Genomic DNA, 16545 nt, shown 5'->3' on the forward strand with positions numbered 1-16545 from the left:
GGGTAGCGGTCGGAACGCGACGACGCCAGCCGCCCCGTGAGGAGCGACCGGCGCCGAGTGATCACCGGGTGATCAGGGGATGGCCCTGCGGAAGGCGAGGAACGATATGCCCGCGAGCACCGCGGTCGCGACGAGGCCCCACAGTGCGAGTCCGAGCGCGCCGGCGTCGAGGATCCCCCGCCACACCTCATCCCACAGCTCGAGTCTCGTGGCGAGGAAGGCGAGTCCCACGAGGATGAGGCCCAGACCGACGCCCGCGATGGTGAGAACGGTGGGTCCCCAGCTCTTGTAGATCGTCGCCCCGGTGAAGCCGACGACGAACAGGAAGAGGGCGAGGGTGAAGTACACGGTGAACGCCCCGAGCGGACCCGCCTCCCACAGCCACGGCAGGTAGAACACGTAGCCGTTGATGCCGTATCCGTTCGTCAGGGTCTCGATGCCCCCGCCGATCAGGAACACGATCCCCAGGAACGCGCTGCCCAGGATCGCCGTGAGCATGGTCCCGAAGAAGAAGTCGCGCCGGGTGATGCTCATCGCCTGCGAGAACGGGAAGGTCAGTGTCATCGCCGAGAGGCCGATGGCGAAGAAGTACCAGAGCGGAGCCTGGCCGCCGCCGCCGTACTTCGGGCCCTCGGTCGGGATCATCGCGTAGATGAGTATCGAGATGACCACCGCGGAGCCGAGGATGATCAGCGGCACCCAGATGAACGTCTGGCGGTTGATCAGCTGCAGGCGGATGACGTTGAGTGTGCGTCGCATCAGCGGACCTCCTCTTTCGCGGCTGAGGCTCTGGTGGCAGTGCCCGCCTCGGCCTTCTGGGTGAGACGCACGATCAGCTGCTGCAGCGACACCGGAGCGAGATCGAGACCGGATGCCGTGACCTCGGCGCGGTCGGCGGCGGACAGCGCCCCGAGCACGGTGACAGAGGCGACTCGGCCGAGGGTCTCCCGGTGCAGAACCTCGCGGCCGGATGCCCAGGCGTCGACCTTGGCGGCGTCGCCGACCACGGTGACGGCGCGGTCGCGCACGGCATCCGTGTCTTCGTCGAGCAGGATCTGCCCGTTGTCGATCACGATGACCTTCTCGATGAGGTTCGACACCTCGTCGATCAGGTGCGACGAGAGGACGATGGTTCGGGGGTGCTCGGCGTAGTCCTCGAGCAGACGGTCGTAGAAGATCTGTCTGGCGACCGCGTCGAGACCCAGGTAGGGCTCGTCGAAGAAGGTCAGCTCGGCGCGCGAGGCGAGACCGATGATGACCCCGACGGCCGAGAGCTGGCCGCGCGAGAGCTTCTTGATCGTCTGCTTCATCGGCAGCTGGAACTGCTCGATGAGCTCGTCGGCGAGTTCCTGGCTCCAGTTGCGGAAGAACAGGCTCGCAGCCTTGAACGCGTGACGCGGGTATGCGTCGTCGGGGTACTTCTGGCTCTCGCGCACGAAGCAGATGCGGTTGAGGACGTGCGTGTTCTCGTAGGGGTGCTCCCCGAAGACGCGCACGGTGCCCGACGACTCGAAGTTCTGCGCGGTCAGGATCGACATGAGCGTGGTCTTGCCCGCCCCGTTGCGGCCGAGCAGTCCATAGATCGCGCCGCCCTCGAGGGTGAGCGACACGTTGTCGAGTGCGTTCTTCTCCTTGTAGTGCTTCGTGAGGTTCTGCACCTCGATGACGGCGGTCATGCGGGGGTCTTCCCTTCTGTCTGGGGTGTCTGCGATGTCTGGGCTGCCTGCGCTGCCCGCTCGCGGAGCAGGGCGGCGAGGTCTTCGGCGCCGAGCCCCAGCGTGCGGGCCTCGGCGAGGAGCGGGTCGATGTAGCGGTCGGCGAATGCGGCGCGGCGCTCGCCGAGGAGCAGATCCTTCGCTCCGGCGGCGACGAACATGCCGATGCCGCGGCGCTTGTACAGCACTCCCTTGTCGGTGAGCATGGCGACTCCCTTGGCTGCTGTCGCGGGGTTGATCCGGTAGAAGCCGGCGAGCTCGTTGGTCGAGGGCGCCTGCGATTCCTCCGAGAGTGAGCCGTCGAGGATCGAGTCCTCGATCTGCTCGGCGATCTGGAGGAAGAGCGGCTTGCCTTCTTCGATCACGAGTCCTCCGCTGTGGTTGATGGGTTAGTTACTCGACTAGGTAACCACTGAACCTGGATCGTGTCAACGGTCTCTTCCGTCTGCGGCGCGCCCGTGGTCAGAAAAGCACCCGAAGTCGCCGATTCGGGTGCGTTTTTGACCACGCCAGGGGCAGTGGGTGGGGGCGGGGAGGTCGCGCGGGGCAGTAGACGCGAACGGGGTCAGCCGCGGAGGTCGCGAGCGCGCAACGCGAAGACCGAGGCGACGACGAACACGATCGCGAGGCCCCAGGTGAGGGCGAGCCCGCCGAGGTCGACGCCCTCGGAGAGCGGCGGTCGCTGGTAGACCCACGCGTAGGGGGAGAGGGCGTTCAGCCACTCGAGGTCCTTCGACTGCTTCGCCAGCGCCTGCAGGATGTAGCCCAGCACGGCGATGCCCGCGCCGACCCCGGTCGCCCAGATGCGGCGACCGGTCGCGGCGCCGGCGAGCAGGGCGGCGGATGCCGTGAGAAACGCGAGACCCGTGAGCGCAGCGCTCGCTCCCACGATGTTGCGGTCGTCGATGCCGAGTTCGGAGGGGCCGTTCAGCGCCCAGACGACGAGGCCTGCGAAGGCGCCGAGCCACAGCAGCCTGACGAGCACGGCCAGAGCGGACTCGAGTGCATACTGACCGCGGCCGATGCCGTGCGCCAGATCGAGCTCTGCTCGTCCGCTCTCCTCGGCGCCGGCGATGGCCGCGGACCCCCAGATCACCGCCGCGATCGTCAGCAGCAGAAAGCCGATCAGGCCGAAGAACGTGCTCTGCGCGTATCCGGCACCCGTCGAGATCTGGTCGTATCCGAGCGTGTCGACGAGCTCCTTCGGCAGCGAAGAGATCATGGCCTCGAGCTGACCGTCGCCGCCGAGACTCGAATACAGCGGCAGATAGAGGAACAGCACGGCGGCGATGCCGATGGTCCACCCGAGAATGCTGCGCCACGACTCGCGCAGGTTGCGCCGGAACACCGGCAGGATGCCGTTCATCGCCGGCCCTGCCTGCCGCGGCGGGCGCGTCTCGTCGGCGGCTCGTTCGTGAGGGCCGCCTCGCTCGTGGCAGCGCCGACGTTCGCGGCAGAGGCGCCGTAGAGCCGCAGCACGGACTCCTCGAGGTCTGGTTCCTCCACGGTCAGGTCGCTCACCTCGAAGCGGGCGAGCACCTTGATGAACGGATCGATCGCGCCGTCCACGGTGCCGGAGATGTTCAGGATGCCGTCGGAGTCATGCATCTCGACTCCGCCGAGACCGGGCACGCGATCGAAGTCGGCGCGGGCGGCCGCGGCATCCGTCGTCGAGATCTCGGCTCGCACGCGGCGGATCGACCCCAGGCGCAGCGAGGCGACATCGCCGTCGGCGACGACCCGCCCGTTCGCGAGCACGGCGACCTCGTCTGCGGTCTGCTGGATCTCGCTGAGCACGTGCGAACTCAGCAGCACGGTCTGCCCGGCACTCTTCGCCTCGCGGACCATCTGCAGGAACTCGCGCTGCACCAGCGGATCGAGGCCGCTGGTGGGCTCGTCGAGGATGAGCAGCTCGGGCCGGTGCATGAACGCCTGGATCAGCCCGACCTTCTGCTTGTTGCCCTTCGACAGGGTGCGCACGGGTCGCGACAGGTCGACCCCGAGTCGGTCGGCCAGCTCCCGACCGGTGCGGAGAGTCGCGGTTGCATCGCGGGATCCGGAGACCTGGGCGTAGAACGACAGCATCCGGTGTCCGCTCGATCGCCCTTCGAGGTGCAGCTCGCCCGGAACGTAGCCGATGCGCCGTCGCAGCGCGGCGCCGCCGTGGCGGGGGTCTTCACCGAGCACGCGCACCGAGCCGGATGACGGGCGGATGACGTCGACGAGTGTGCGCAGCGTCGTCGTCTTGCCGGCGCCGTTGGGGCCGATGAGTCCGAAGACGGTGCCTGGTCGCACGTGCAGGTCGAGCTCGTGCAGCGCGATGCGACTGCCGTAGCGCTTCTGCAGACGGTCGATCTCGATCGTGTCGGTCATGATGCGTCTCCTCCCGAGGTGTTCCCCTCAGCCGCGAGTGCGTCTCGCGCACCGTCGAGCAGTGCGGTCGTCGAATAGATGCCGTGGGTGAGCAGCTCCAGCGTCGGCAGCGTGGTGCGCAGGAGCCCCGCGGGACTCAGCTGGTCCATTCCGAGGGTGCGGGCGATCTGGGCGCGCATAACGACGGGTCCGAGGCCGATCAGGGTCAGCAGCAGAGTCGTCATCTCGGGGTCGCTCATCGGTTCGAGCATCCCGGCGTCGCGCTGTTCGGCGAGCACGGCGCGGGTGTTGGAGAGGAAGCTGTCGAACAGTCGATCGGAAGCAGCCGAACCGTCGACGAGCATCCTCGCGAGGTAGTCGATGTAGGGGCCGTAGCGCTCGAGGTCGTTGAGGGCGGTGCGGATGCGGTCGCGGGTCGGCGCGACGATGAGGTCGTGCTCCTCGTCGATGAAGACGCCGACCACGTAGTCGTCGCACTCGCTGCGGAGGGCGTTCTTGTCGCCGAAGTGATGCACGATCAGAGCCGGGCTGACACCGGCCTCCCTGGCGATCGCGCGCAGGCTCGCGGCGTCGTAGCCATCGCGGGCGAAGGCGGCGATGGCGGTGTCGCGGATGCGGGCGCGAGCCGTGATGTCGTCGGAGACTGAACGCATATACAGCAGACTAAACACGTGTTCAGTCCGTGTCAAGAGAGGGTGCTCCTAGGCTGAAGGGGTGGACTTCCCCTTCGATCGACTGCGCCGTTGGCCCGACGTCGAGGCCGACAACCTGCAGGCCCACGACGCGACCGATCTGCTGCTGGTCGAGCGGGCTCTCGCGCTCGGGGTCGCCGGGTCGGACATCGCGGTGATCGGTGACGAATACGGCGCGATCACCCTCGCGCTGACGGATGCCGGTCTCGACGGCATTCGCGTGCACCAGGACCTCGCGACCGGTCGCCGTGCGCTGGCTCGCAACGCCGACGAGCTGGGCCTCTCGGGGTTCTCGTCGCACGAGCTCGATGCCTCTCTGCTCGACCGCGCCCGACTCGTGCTGCTGCAGCTGCCGAAGGCGCTGGCAGAGCTCGAAGAGATCGCGGATGCCGTGGCGCGCTGGGCCGCTCCGGACGTCGTGCTCGTCGCCGGCGGCCGCGTGAAGCACATGGCCATCGCGCAGAACGAGGTGCTGGGGCGCAGCTTCGCGCATGTGCAGGCCGAGCGGGCGGAGCGCAAGTCACGGCTGGTCGTCGCATCCGGGCCGCGACCGGTGCCGTCAGAGCCGCCGTTCCCCGTGACAGCGCGGCACGGCGGCGTGACCCTCGTCGCGCACGGCGGTGCCTTCGCGGGGGCTCGCCTCGACATCGGCACGCGTGTGCTGCTCGAGGTGCTCGGCCTCGACGGTTCACAATTCAGCACGGGTGAGCCGGCACGGACTGAAAACGCCCCAGAATCGGCCGATGTGGCCGGTTCATGCTGCGTTGTGAACGCCGAAGAGCCGAGCCCGCCCCCGGTCGTCGTCGACCTGGGCTGCGGAACCGGCGCGCTCGCCGTCTCGTACGCTCTCGCGCACCCCGATTCCCGCGTGATCGCGACCGACAGATCGGCAGCGGCAGTGGCCTCCGCCCGCGCAACGGTCGCCGCGAACGGCGTCGCAGACCGCGTCACCGTCATGCACGACGACGCGGGCTCCGAGATCGCGGACGCCAGTGCCGATGTCGTGCTTCTCAACCCGCCTTTCCATCTCGGCAGCAGCGTGCACACCGGGGCAGCGACCCGTCTGTTCGAGGCCGCGGCCCGCATCCTCCGGCCCGGCGGAGAGCTGTTCACGGTCTACAACTCGTCGCTCGGCTACCGCGCCGAGCTCACCCGCCTCGTCGGCGCCAGCGAGCAGGTGCATCGCACTCCGAAGTTCACCGTGACGCGCAGCATCCGTCGCTGACCGCGTGCGCCTCGCGAGTCCGAAAGCGCCTCGCGAGTCCGACTTCCCGGCATCCGGACTTCACAGGTGTACAGGGACGTCGGAAGCGCACGCCACGGTCTCGCGGCGCGCCCGCTGACCCGTGTCGCACCCGCCACGCCCGACCTCGCACGCGCGTCCGAAACCCGCGCAATCCCCCGGTCAGCCGACGAAACTGAACGTCGATAAAATTGACGGATTTGCCCCTGACCGGCCATTTCGTTACGTTGGTTGGTGGGCCTGACGGCCCGAAGACCAGTCCGCGATCACGTCCTTCTTTCGAATGTGCTGTGCTGCGAAGAGGCGTGGACGTACGGTCGATGCTCTATCGCGGTGGATCCGAAATCCGCCGTCCGCGCCGCCACAGCACCATGTCGAAACGGCCGGGAGGATCACCCGGGCGTAACCGAAGCAGGCTCAGCCACCCGAAGGCGAGCCGCAGGGGAAACGTGTCCGAAATCGCTCTTGAAGCGCGCAATCTGTACAAGGTGTTCGGGAAGAATCCGAGCAGTGCCGTCCGTCGACTGAAGGCCGGTGAGAGCAGATCCGAGGTCGGCGACGCAGGAACCGCCGCCGTCATCGACGCCAGTTTCACCGTGAACCGCGGCGAGATCTTCGTGATCATGGGCCTCTCGGGTTCCGGTAAATCCACCATCATCCGCATGCTCAACGGGCTGCACGACGCGACCGACGGATCGGTCGTCGTGAACGGCGACCCCATCACCGGCATCCCGTCGTCGCGTCTGCGTGAGATCCGCCGCGACCGCATCTCGATGGTGTTCCAGCACTTCGCACTGCTGCCGCACCGCACGGTCGCCGCGAACGTCGCCTACCCCCTCGAGCTGAAGGGCGTCGGCAAGGACGAGCGCCTGAAGAAAGCCGAGGAGATCCTCACCCTGGTCGGCCTCGAGGGACAGGCCGACAAGCTGCCGTCCGAGCTGTCGGGAGGCATGCAGCAGCGCGTGGGCATCGCCCGTGCGCTCGCGGCCGACTCCGACATCCTGCTCATGGACGAGGCGTTCAGCGCCCTCGACCCGCTGATCCGTCGCGAGATGCAGGAGCAGCTGCTCGAACTCCAGGAGAAGCTGCAGAAGACGATCGTCTTCATCACCCACGACCTCAACGAGGCCATGTTCCTCGGCGACCGCATCGCCGTGATGCGCGACGGCCGCATCGTGCAGATCGGCACGCCGGAAGACATCCTCATGGACCCCGCCAACGACTACGTCGAGCAGTTCGTGCAGGATGTCGACCGCGCTCGTGTGCTCACGGCTGCGAACGTCATGGAGCGCCCGCGCCCGGTCGTCGCCGAGACCGCCGGCCCCCGCACGGCACTGCGCCAGATGCGCGACGCGTTCATGTCGGCCACGTACGTCACGGGTCGCGATCGCAAGCTGCTCGGCATCGTCACCGACCGCGACGCCGTCAGGCTGGTCCGCCAGGGCGTGTCGACCCTCGCGTCGATCATCAAGCCGGTGCCGCAGAGCGTCAGCGAAGACGAGGTCCTCATGAACCTCTTCATCCCGTCGGTGGAGTCGCCGCTGCCGCTGGCAGTGGTGGATGCCACGGGACGCCTGACCGGCGTGATTCCGCGCATCACCCTGCTCGCCGCCCTGGGCCCCGGCCCCGGAGCGACCGGCGAGCTCACCCTGCCGCTTCTTCCGATGCCGCAGGCCGAGATCGATGCAGTGCTCGATGACGGGTGGACCGCCGACCCGGCGGACGCCGTGAAGACAGAGGAGGTGCGCTGATGGATGGTTTCCGCATTCCCCTCGGCAGCTGGGTCGCGACCGGAGTCGACTGGATCAAGACGAACCTCGACGGTCTGCTCGACGTCATCTCCTTCGTCGTCAGCTTTCTGGTCGACGGACTCACCCGCGCGCTCCTGAGCCCGCACTTCGTCGTCATCATCGTGATCGCCGCGTTCATCGCGTGGCTCGTCCGCTCGTGGCAGCTGGCGATCGGCACGGTCATCTCCTTCGGGCTGATCGTGGCCATGGGTCTCTGGGTGCCGGCGATGCAGACGCTCGCCCTGGTTCTCGTCGCGGCGGCGATCGCGGTGCTCATCGCGGTGCCCCTGGGCATCTGGTCTGCCCGCAACGCCACCGTGCGTGCGGTGCTGAAGCCCGTGCTCGACTTCATGCAGACCATGCCGGCTTTCGTCTACCTGATCCCGGCGATCGTGTTCTTCAGCATCGGCGTCGTCCCCGGACTCGTCGCCACCGTGATCTTCGCTCTGCCTCCCGGTGTGCGACTGACCGAGCTCGGCATCCGCGGAGTCGACTCCGAGACCGTCGAGGCCGGCCAGGCGTTCGGCGCCAAGCCGGGTCAGATCCTTCGCGGCATCCAGCTTCCGCTCGCGATGCCGACGATCCTCGCCGGCGTCAACCAGGTCATCATGCTCGCGCTGTCGATGGCGGTCATCGCCGGCATGGCCGGTGCTGACGGCCTCGGAAAGATCGTCGTCGAGGCGATCTCGACCATCAACATCGCCAAGGGCGTCGAGGCGGGACTGGGCGTGGTGCTCATCGCCGTCTTCCTCGACCGCGTCACGGCAGCGCTCGGCGACCTGGGCAGCAACCGCTCGTCGCTGCTCGGCCTGCTGGCTAGGCGTCGCACGCAGAAGCGCCTCGCCGCGGCATCCGCCGAGGTGCCGGCGACAGCATCCGCCCCCGCATCGGCCGAGGCAGCCGCTGCGAAGGATGCCGAAGACGAGGCCGAGCGCATGAAGGCCTCCCCGCGCCGCGCCCCCGTCGGCGGCGGCGTGCACTGACTCATCCCTCCCGCAAGAGAACACGCAACACAGCAGTACACAGCAACACAGCACATATATACGGAACGAGAGAGATACACATGAAGAAGAAGATCCTGACGATCGCGGCCATCGGCGCCGCAGCGACCCTCACCCTCGCCGGCTGCAGCGGCGACGGCATGGGCGGAACCGGCGGCGACACCGGCGGCAGCGAGTCCGGCTCGGGCGACAAGGGCACGATCACCCTGGGCTTCCTGCCCTCGTGGACCGACGGCCTGAGCACCGCGTACCTGCTGCAGGACCAGCTCGAGAAGATCGGCTACACGGTCGAGATGAAGACGCTGACCGAGGCCGGCCCCCTGTATACGGGTCTCGCGCAGGGTGACGTCGACATCTACCCGTCGGCCTGGCCCGAGCTCACGCACGCCGAGTACATGAACACCTACGGCGATGACATCGAGGATCTCGGTGCCTACTACGAGAACGCCAAGCTGACGCTCGCGGTTCCCGAGTACTCCGACCTGAACTCGATCGAGGATCTCGCCGGCAAGGGCGCAGAGCTCGACGGCAAGATCTTCGGCATCGAGCCCGGGGCCGGCCTCACGGCGCAGACCCAGAAGATGATGCCCGAGTACGGTCTCGACAGCGAGTACGAGCTCGTCACCTCGTCGACCGCGGCGATGCTCACCGAGCTGAAGTCTGCGACCGACAAGCAGGAGGACATCGTCGTGACGCTGTGGCGTCCGTTCTGGGCCAACGACGCCTTCCCCGTGAAGGACCTCGAAGACCCCAAGGGCGCCATGGGCGAGGCCGAGGCCCTGCACTTCCTCGGCACGAAGGGCTTCGCCGAGGAGTACCCCGAGGCCGCTGAGCTGATCGAGCAGATCAAGCTCGACGACGCGCAGTACGGCTCGCTCGAAGACCTCGTCGTCAACGAGTACGGCGAGGGCAAGGAAGCGGATGCCGTCGACGCATGGCTCGAAGAGCACGGCGACGACTTCGACTGGGTCGTCAGCTGACCTGACCCGCCTGTCGACCGTCGACATCCCGCCGGTCGTCGAGCGAAGACGACGGAGTCGACTGAGACGAAACGTGGCGAGCCGATAGCGCATCGGTACCGCGTTTCGTCTCGCTCGGCTTCGCCGGGCTCGCTCGACGACCGCCGGAGCGGTGGCGGTGCCGGCTGTCCGCAACCCCCTCCTGCGCTGTGCGGTCGGGGCGTAGCCTGTGGCCGTGGACGGGTTCGCGGCGGTCGACTTCGGTTTCGCCCGTGAGGTCCTTCAGCGGGGCATCGCGGCGCTGTACCTCGTCGCGTTCGTCTCGACTCTGAACCAGTTCCGGGCGCTTCTCGGCGACAACGGGCTGCTGCCGGCGCCGGTGCTGCTCGACTGGATCGGCGAGAAGCGAGAGCGGCGGCGGATGCTGCATCCGACCCTCTTCGTCCGCATCCGGTACTCCGATCGACGACTCGCACTGCTGTGCGGGGCAGGGATCGTCGTGTCGGCGCTGCTCGTCATCGGCGTTCCGCAGTGGGGTCCGCCGTGGGTGCCGATGCTGTGCTTCCTCGGGCTGTGGCTCGGATACATGTCGGTGGTCAGCATCGGGCAGACCTTCTACTCGTTCGGCTGGGAGATGCTGCTGCTCGAGGCGGGGTTCCTGGCCGCGTTCCTCGGGTCGAACGACCAGCCGGCGCCGACCGTCGTGATCGTGCTGTTCTGGTGGCTGCTGTTCCGGGTCGAGTTCGGCGCTGGCATGATCAAGATCCGCGGTGGGCAGGAGTGGCGAGACCTCACCGCGCTGACCTATCACCACGAGACGCAGCCGATGCCGGGGCCGCTCAGCCGTCAGGCGCACCTGCTGCCCCGGTGGTTCCATCGCGGTGAGGTCGTCGGCAACCACTTCGCGCAGCTCGTGGTGCCCTTCTTCGTGTTCGCGCCGCTGCTGTCGGTGTGGGTTCCCGGACCGGTGCCGCAGATCGTCGGGGCCGTGGCCGCCGTGATCGTGATCGCGACGCAGGTGTGGCTCGTCGCGACGGGCAACTTCGCCTGGCTGAACTGGGCGACCATCGTCATCGCGTTCTCGGCGATCGGGATGCCGGGGGTGGGCGCTCCGGTCGCCGAGCGAGCGGACCCTGACGAGTCTCTGTGGCCCGGCATCCCCCTGTACTGGTTCGTGATCACCACGGCCGTCGGGATCCTCGTCGTGGCCCTGAGCTGGCCGGCCCTGCGCAACCTGTTCGCGCGTCGCCAGCTGATGAACGCGAGCTTCAACAGGTGGCAGATCGGCAACGCCTACGGCGCCTTCGGCACCGTGACAAAGGAGCGCATCGAGATCGTCGTCGAGGGCTCGGTCGATGACGACGGACTGCTGTGGCGCGAATACGAGTTCAAGGGCAAGCCGGGCGACGTGCGCCGCATCCCTCGCCAGTTCGCGCCGTACCATCTGCGGCTCGACTGGTTGATGTGGTTCCTGCCGCTCGGGCGCTCACTCGACGACTGGTTCACGGTGTTCCTGCTGCGACTTCTCGAAGCGGATGCGCCGACCCTCGCGCTGCTGCGCTCCGACCCGTTCGACGGCGAGCAGCCTCGGTGGGTGCGTGCGGTGTCGTATCGCTACCGCTTCGCCACCCGAGCCGAACGGCGCGCCGACGGTGTGGTCTGGGTGCGCACGCGCCAGCGGATCGTGCTCGGCCCCCTCGGGTTGCGGTAGGGCGGGTGGCAGCCTCTGCTCTGTTCGGCATCCGTGCCTGCCCTCGCCCCTCCCTCGCCCTCGCCCCCCTCGCCCCCACCTCCCCCTCGCTCTCACCTCTCCGGGAGGAGGACTGCTCTTCGGGAGGAGGTTTCGCGCTGATCCGTCCTCCCGAAGGGCAGATCTCCTCCCCGAAGGGCGTCACATGGCCAGGGCCGAGCGCCACGAACTCCGACGCCGAGCGCGGCGAAACGCCCCGGCCGGGCGCGGGGCCCGGACGGAGCGTTCCGTCTCACTGCAGACGTTCAACTGACCTTCTTGCGGTACGCGATGATCGCGAACACGTAGGCGACGATCAGGATGCCGACGCACCAGGCGAGGGCGACCCAGATGTCGGTGCCGACCGGCTTCTCGGCGAACAGCGCCTGGATGGTGTCGACGATCGAGGTGACCGGCTGATTCTCGGCGAACCACTGCACCGGACCCGGCATGGTCTCGGTCGGCACGAACGCAGAGCTGATGAACGGCAGGAAGATCAGCGGATACGAGAAGGCGCTCGCCCCGTCGACCGTCTTGGCGCTCAGGCCGGCGATGATGGCCAGCCAGGTGAGGGCGAGGGTGAAGAGGAACAGGATGCCGATGACGGCGAGCCACGCGAGCGGACCGGCTCCGGTGCGGAACCCCATCAGGAATCCGACGCCGAAGATGATCGCGAGCGTGATGCCGTTGGCGGTGAGCGAGGTGAGGACGTGCGCCCAGAGCACGCTCGATCGCGCGATCGGCATGGAGTGGAACCGCTCGAAGATGCCGCTCTGCAGATCGTTGAAGAGCCGGAAGGCCGTGTAGGCGATGCCGGACGCGATGGCGATGAGCAGGATGCCGGGGAGCAGGTAGTTCACGTAGTTCTCGGCGCCGGTGCTCTCGCGGAGTGCGCCTCCGAAGACGTACACGAACAGCAGCATCAGCGCGATCGGCGTGACCGCCGTGGTGATGATGGTGTCTGGACTGCGGAAGATGTGCCGCATCGAGCGGCCGGTGAGCGTCGCGGTGTCTGCGACGAAGTGCGTGCTCATGCTGCGTTCTCCTTTCCGGTTGCGGAGCCCGACTTCGGGCCGACGAGGGTGAGGAAGATCTCCTCGAGGGTGGGCTGCTTCTCGACGTACTCGACCTTGGCCGCCGGCAGCAGTCGCTTGAGGTCTGCCAGGGTGCCGTCGGCGATGATCCGACCCTCGTGGAGGATCGCGATGCGATCGGCCAGATGCTCGGCCTCGTCGAGGTACTGAGTCGTGAGCAGCACCGTGGTGCCGGTGTTCGCGAGCTCTGTGATGACGTCCCACACCTCGATGCGGGACTCGGGGTCGAGCCCGGTCGTCGGCTCATCGAGGTAGATGACCTCGGGGTGCCCGACCAGGCTCATGGCGATGTCGAGGCGACGACGCATGCCGCCCGAGTAGGTGCCGACCTTGCGAGCTCCGGCATCCGTCAGTCGGAATGTCGTGAGCAGATCGTCTGCCACCTTCGCGGCGTCGGGCAGGTGCCGCAGCTTCGCGACGAGCATGAGGTTCTCTCGTCCGGTCAGGATCTCGTCGACCGCGGCGAACTGGCCGGTGAGGCTGATCCTCTGCCGCACGGCGAGCGGGTCGGCGGTGACATCGACTCCCTGCACGACGGCCGTGCCGGCATCCGGCTTGAGCAGCGTCGAGAGGATGCGCACCACGGTGGTCTTGCCTGCGCCGTTCGAGCCGAGCAGGGCGAAGATCGATCCCTTCTCGACGTCGAAGTCGACGCCGCGCAGGACGTGAAGGTCCTTGTAGGACTTCTCGAGGCTGCGAACGGCGACGGCGGGGCTGGTCATGATCGGGTCTCCTTCTTCTTCGCGTCGTCGACCGCCGCGGTCAGGCGGGCGCGTTCCTTGTCGATCCAGTGGGTTCCGCCGTACGCCTCGGCGTAGGTCTCGGCGAAGGCGACGGGGTCGTCGCCGACGATGTCGTCGATCGGGGTGCCGTCGATGGCGGCGCGCTCCCACAGGTCGGCGAGATCGAGGAAGATCTGCACGAGGATGTCGCCGTCGGTGATGCCGCCGTAGTACATCGTGTAGCGGTGCTGGGCGTTGGCGACCGTGCGATACGGCTCGGGGAGGGCGTCGATGCGCTTCTTCGCATCGCGGTACTGCTTCTTCTGCTCGAGCGATCCGGTGAGCGCTTCGATCCATTTCGCGGCCATGTCAGTTCTCCTTGTTGGTCGTGTCGGTGTTCGTGTCGGAGTGTGTGTCTTCGGTGTTCGCAACTGCGGTGCGCAGGCTGTCGATGCGCTGCGTGAGGAAGCTCCAGGTCTTCCAGAACTCCTCGAGTTCCTGCGTGCCCGCCGGGTTGAGGGAGTACACCTTTCGGGGCGGCCCCTTCTCGCTCGGCACCTTCTCGACGTCGACGAGCTTCTTCTGCTCGACGCGCACGAGCAGGGCGTAGATCGTGCCCTCGGCGATGTCGGTGAATCCGTGGTCACGCACGCGGGTGGTGATCTCGTATCCGTATGCCGGCTGCTCGGCGAGGAGGGCCAGAACGATGCCCTCCAAGGTGCCCTTGAGGATCTCGGTCATCTGCTTGCCCATGAAGGCCTCCTCTCGTTGGTCGGTACTCAGTGTTGCTGGGTACCAGTACAAAGTAACACTGAGTACCGGTACTTAGCAACACCGAATACTGATCTTTCTCGTGTGGCTCCCGGTGGGCGCGTGCGCATCACGCCGCGCGTGGTTCTGTACTTCCGGGGCGGGAGACTCCAGAGTGAGCACATGGCGGCACTGGCCTGGTCGTGGAGGAACGCCCTGCATGGGGCGGTGATCGGTCTGCCAGCGGGCATCGCGACGCTGAGCGACCCGCAGATCGGCTTGGCGCTCGCAGTCGGCGTGCTCCCCGCGGCGGGGCTCGGGGTGTCGAGCACTCGCAGGCAGCGGGCGATGAGCCTCGTCGTCGGCGGCATCGCGGCGACCTCGGTCGTGCTCGGGTCGGCGGTCACGCGCTCTCCCGCGCTGGCGGTGCTCGTGGTGTTCGCGCTGTGCGTGGTCGTCGCCGTGCTGGCCGCCGGTCGTTCACGGCACCTCGCGACACCGGTGCTCGTGCTCGGGGTGCCGCTGCTCGGCGTCGGGCTCTCGTTCCCGTCGGTTGCGACCGGGCTCGCCGGTGCGGGGCTCATCCTCGCGGGGTCGCTCTACGCGTTCCTCGTGTCGCTGGTCTGGCCGGACTCGTCATCCGGCCCGCGCCCCTCGCCACCCCCGACGACGCGCTCGGCCATGCTCGTCTACGGCATCCAGATCGGTCTCGCGGGGGCGGTCGGTGCCGCGATCGGCTTCGCGCTGGGCGTCGACCACCCCGGATGGGCGTGCACCGCGGCGCTCATGGTGAGTCGGCCGAATCACGCGATGCTGATCACACGCGGATGGGGCAGGCCCGTGGCGGTCGTCGCCGGAGCTCTGCTCGCGATCGCCGTCGCGGCCCTGCATCCGCTCCCCGCGTTCTCGGCGATACTCCTCGTCGTGATCCTGACACTCGGCACCGGCACGGCAGGCAGTCGGTGGTACGTCTTCCCGCTGTTCTCGACATTCATCGTGCTGTCGTTGCTGCTGCTCGAAGACAGCGGCACACCCGCCCACTGGTTCGTGGAACGCGTCGGAATGACACTCGTCGGCGTGGCACTCGCGCTCGCCGCGGCGGCGATCGTGCCGCGGGTTGCCCGGCGGGTGCGTCACTAGGGAGCGTCGGCCCTTCTCCGCCGCCACGGCAGGAGTCGCTCCCACAGGCGCGGCTGCACGGCATCCGTCACCGCTGTCGGCACCGCGACCGCGAACTGCACGATCTCCTCCGCGCCATGGTGCACGACGCGGTAGAGCGCGGTGCCGATCAGAACGCCGAGCGCGATCGACATGACCGAGACGAGCGCCTCCATGAAGTCGGCGAGTCCGCCGTCGGTGGCGACGGCCTCGGTGAGCCCGACCAGCCCCGCAGCCCCCGGAACCAGCAGCCAGAACGCCGGCAGGAAGGTGATCTGCACCGGTGTGCCGTGCCGCAGTGAACCGATCCAGAACACCACGACGGCCATCGCGACGGCGCCGACGAAGCCGCCCACGAGGGGGCCCAGCAACGCCGCCCCCACCCACTGTCCGGCATAGGCGACGATGAGCGCGAGCAGCACCCAGCCGAACGTCGAGGCGGGCGCGGAGAAATGCAGGTAGTTGCCGAGCGCGAAGACCAGGATGCCGATCAACGCGACCCACCACGGCAGCGAGGACGCCACTTCGAGCGGCTCGTAGGTGCGGGACTCGACACCCACGACGGTGCCGGCCGCGAGGATGCCGAAGGCGAGCAGCGCCAGCTGCACGAAGCCGTAGACCAGGCGGGAGGCGCCGGAGATCATCTGCCCCGACGCGAGCTCCACGGTCGCCGTGGTGAGCACGCCCCCGGGAAGGAACGTGACCAACGGTGCGATGAGCAGGCGGATCGGATCGCCGATCTCGATGACCTCGGCGAGCAGGAACACCGCGGCCGCGCAGACGAACGCCGCCGCGATCGGCATGATCAGCTGCAGAGTGGGAGAGCGCACGAGCTTGAGCAGACCGATGCCCGCCCCCAGGGCGAACGCGACGATCGCTCCCTGCCAGGTCGGAGCGAGCAGCAGGGCGAGGCCGGTCGTCAGAACGGCGTGCCCGAACGTGCGGGTGACCCAGCCCAGGCGAGGTCGCATGGCTCCGATCTCGTTCAGGCGACGGATGCCGTCGAGGGGCGACACCGACGCCGTGCGCGCCTGCGCTATCAGCTCGTACAGAGCGGCGATCTGGTCGAACCGGAACGACGCGTTGGTCGCCGAGCGGATCGCGACGCGAGAATCCTCGTCGTCACCCGTCTCGACGATGATGATCGTCGGGAGCACGACGAAGTCCGTGTCGTCGGCGCCGTAGGCCTCTGCGACCGTCGTCACCGTGTCGCGGATGCGGTCGACCGACTCGGCTGACGCGTTCATGCCCTGCGCGAGTCCCAGGAGGAACTGGCGCAGGGCCGAGCGATCGAGGTCCACCGGCATCTCAGGGGACCC

At 67.9% G+C, this 16545-nt stretch carries 17 protein-coding genes; 6 read left to right on the plus strand and 11 right to left on the minus strand.

Features of this window, described 5'->3' with window-relative positions; genetic code table 11:
- Positions 1 to 72: 72 nt before the first annotated feature.
- The 6 genes from AC04ME_RS01885 to AC04ME_RS01910 all read right to left on the minus strand — a co-directional run bounded on the left by AC04ME_RS01885 (position 73) and on the right by AC04ME_RS01910 (position 4741).
- A complete protein-coding gene (locus tag AC04ME_RS01885) occupies positions 73 to 759 on the minus strand; it encodes a hypothetical protein (RefSeq protein ID WP_042541219.1) in 687 nt (228 codons plus the stop codon).
- Positions 759 to 1676, minus strand: coding sequence for an ABC transporter ATP-binding protein (locus AC04ME_RS01890; protein ID WP_475433282.1), 918 nt, complete (start codon positions 1674 to 1676; stop codon positions 759 to 761). Before AC04ME_RS01890 ends, AC04ME_RS01885 begins: the two co-directional genes overlap by 1 nt.
- Positions 1673 to 2080: a GntR family transcriptional regulator gene (locus AC04ME_RS01895; RefSeq protein WP_042541223.1), complete on the minus strand. Its 408-nt coding sequence runs from the start codon at positions 2078 to 2080 to the stop codon at positions 1673 to 1675. Before AC04ME_RS01895 ends, AC04ME_RS01890 begins: the two co-directional genes overlap by 4 nt.
- Positions 2081 to 2280: 200 nt before the next feature.
- Positions 2281 to 3081, minus strand: a complete 801-nt coding sequence (locus tag AC04ME_RS01900) for an ABC transporter permease subunit (RefSeq protein WP_475433284.1) — start codon at positions 3079 to 3081, stop codon at positions 2281 to 2283.
- Positions 3078 to 4088, minus strand: coding sequence for an ABC transporter ATP-binding protein (locus AC04ME_RS01905; protein WP_475433286.1), 1011 nt, complete (start codon positions 4086 to 4088; stop codon positions 3078 to 3080). The genes AC04ME_RS01900 and AC04ME_RS01905 overlap by 4 nt, the downstream gene beginning before the upstream one ends.
- On the minus strand, positions 4085 to 4741 hold the full coding sequence (locus AC04ME_RS01910) for a TetR/AcrR family transcriptional regulator (RefSeq protein ID WP_367821917.1): 657 nt from the start codon (positions 4739 to 4741) through the stop codon (positions 4085 to 4087). The genes AC04ME_RS01905 and AC04ME_RS01910 overlap by 4 nt, the downstream gene beginning before the upstream one ends.
- Before the next feature lie 61 nt (positions 4742 to 4802).
- On the opposite strand from AC04ME_RS01910, the gene AC04ME_RS01915 reads away from it, so the two are divergent.
- The 5 genes from AC04ME_RS01915 (at position 4803) to AC04ME_RS01935 (ending at position 11484) form a co-directional block, all read left to right on the plus strand.
- Positions 4803 to 6005 carry a methyltransferase gene (locus AC04ME_RS01915; RefSeq protein ID WP_475433289.1) on the plus strand — a complete coding sequence of 401 codons (1203 nt, stop codon included), beginning with the start codon at positions 4803 to 4805 and terminating at the stop codon, positions 6003 to 6005.
- A 467-nt stretch (positions 6006 to 6472) separates the two neighbouring features.
- Complete coding sequence (locus AC04ME_RS01920; RefSeq protein WP_042541227.1) at positions 6473 to 7774, plus strand: quaternary amine ABC transporter ATP-binding protein; 1302 nt, start codon at positions 6473 to 6475, stop codon at positions 7772 to 7774.
- Entirely contained in the window at positions 7774 to 8796 is a 1023-nt protein-coding gene (locus AC04ME_RS01925) for an ABC transporter permease (RefSeq protein ID WP_042541229.1), read from the plus strand. Before AC04ME_RS01920 ends, AC04ME_RS01925 begins: the two co-directional genes overlap by 1 nt.
- An 80-nt stretch (positions 8797 to 8876) precedes the next feature.
- Positions 8877 to 9794 carry a glycine betaine ABC transporter substrate-binding protein gene (locus AC04ME_RS01930; protein WP_042541230.1) on the plus strand — a complete coding sequence of 306 codons (918 nt, stop codon included), beginning with the start codon at positions 8877 to 8879 and terminating at the stop codon, positions 9792 to 9794.
- 214 nt (positions 9795 to 10008) lie between these two features.
- Positions 10009 to 11484 carry a lipase maturation factor family protein gene (locus AC04ME_RS01935; RefSeq protein WP_475433292.1) on the plus strand — a complete coding sequence of 492 codons (1476 nt, stop codon included), beginning with the start codon at positions 10009 to 10011 and terminating at the stop codon, positions 11482 to 11484.
- A gap of 284 nt (positions 11485 to 11768) precedes the next feature.
- On the opposite strand, the gene AC04ME_RS01940 is transcribed toward AC04ME_RS01935, so the two are convergent.
- Genes AC04ME_RS01940 through AC04ME_RS01955 form a run of 4 tightly spaced genes read right to left on the minus strand, consistent with a single transcriptional unit; the run spans position 11769 to position 14071 of the window.
- Positions 11769 to 12536, minus strand: coding sequence for an ABC transporter permease (locus AC04ME_RS01940; RefSeq protein ID WP_309692818.1), 768 nt, complete (start codon positions 12534 to 12536; stop codon positions 11769 to 11771).
- A complete protein-coding gene (locus AC04ME_RS01945; protein ID WP_475433294.1) occupies positions 12533 to 13318 on the minus strand; it encodes an ABC transporter ATP-binding protein in 786 nt (261 codons plus the stop codon). Before AC04ME_RS01945 ends, AC04ME_RS01940 begins: the two co-directional genes overlap by 4 nt.
- The gene (locus AC04ME_RS01950; RefSeq protein WP_042540622.1) at positions 13315 to 13686 is read right to left on the minus strand and encodes a DUF1048 domain-containing protein; all 372 of its coding nucleotides are present in this window, start codon (positions 13684 to 13686) and stop codon (positions 13315 to 13317) included. Before AC04ME_RS01950 ends, AC04ME_RS01945 begins: the two co-directional genes overlap by 4 nt.
- Position 13687: 1 nt before the next feature.
- Complete coding sequence (locus AC04ME_RS01955) at positions 13688 to 14071, minus strand: PadR family transcriptional regulator (RefSeq protein WP_475433296.1); 384 nt, start codon at positions 14069 to 14071, stop codon at positions 13688 to 13690.
- Between the two features lie 180 nt (positions 14072 to 14251).
- On the opposite strand from AC04ME_RS01955, the gene AC04ME_RS01960 reads away from it, so the two are divergent.
- Positions 14252 to 15208, plus strand: coding sequence for an FUSC family protein (locus AC04ME_RS01960; protein WP_475433298.1), 957 nt, complete (start codon positions 14252 to 14254; stop codon positions 15206 to 15208).
- Here the strand turns inward: AC04ME_RS01960 and AC04ME_RS01965 are convergent.
- Positions 15205 to 16533: a threonine/serine exporter family protein gene (locus tag AC04ME_RS01965; RefSeq protein ID WP_079111967.1), complete on the minus strand. Its 1329-nt coding sequence runs from the start codon at positions 16531 to 16533 to the stop codon at positions 15205 to 15207. The two genes, AC04ME_RS01960 and AC04ME_RS01965, sit on opposite strands and share 4 nt — an antisense overlap.
- Between the last annotated feature and the right edge of the window lie 12 nt (positions 16534 to 16545).

The sequence above is a fragment of the Microbacterium sp. LjRoot205 genome (genome assembly GCF_056175745.1).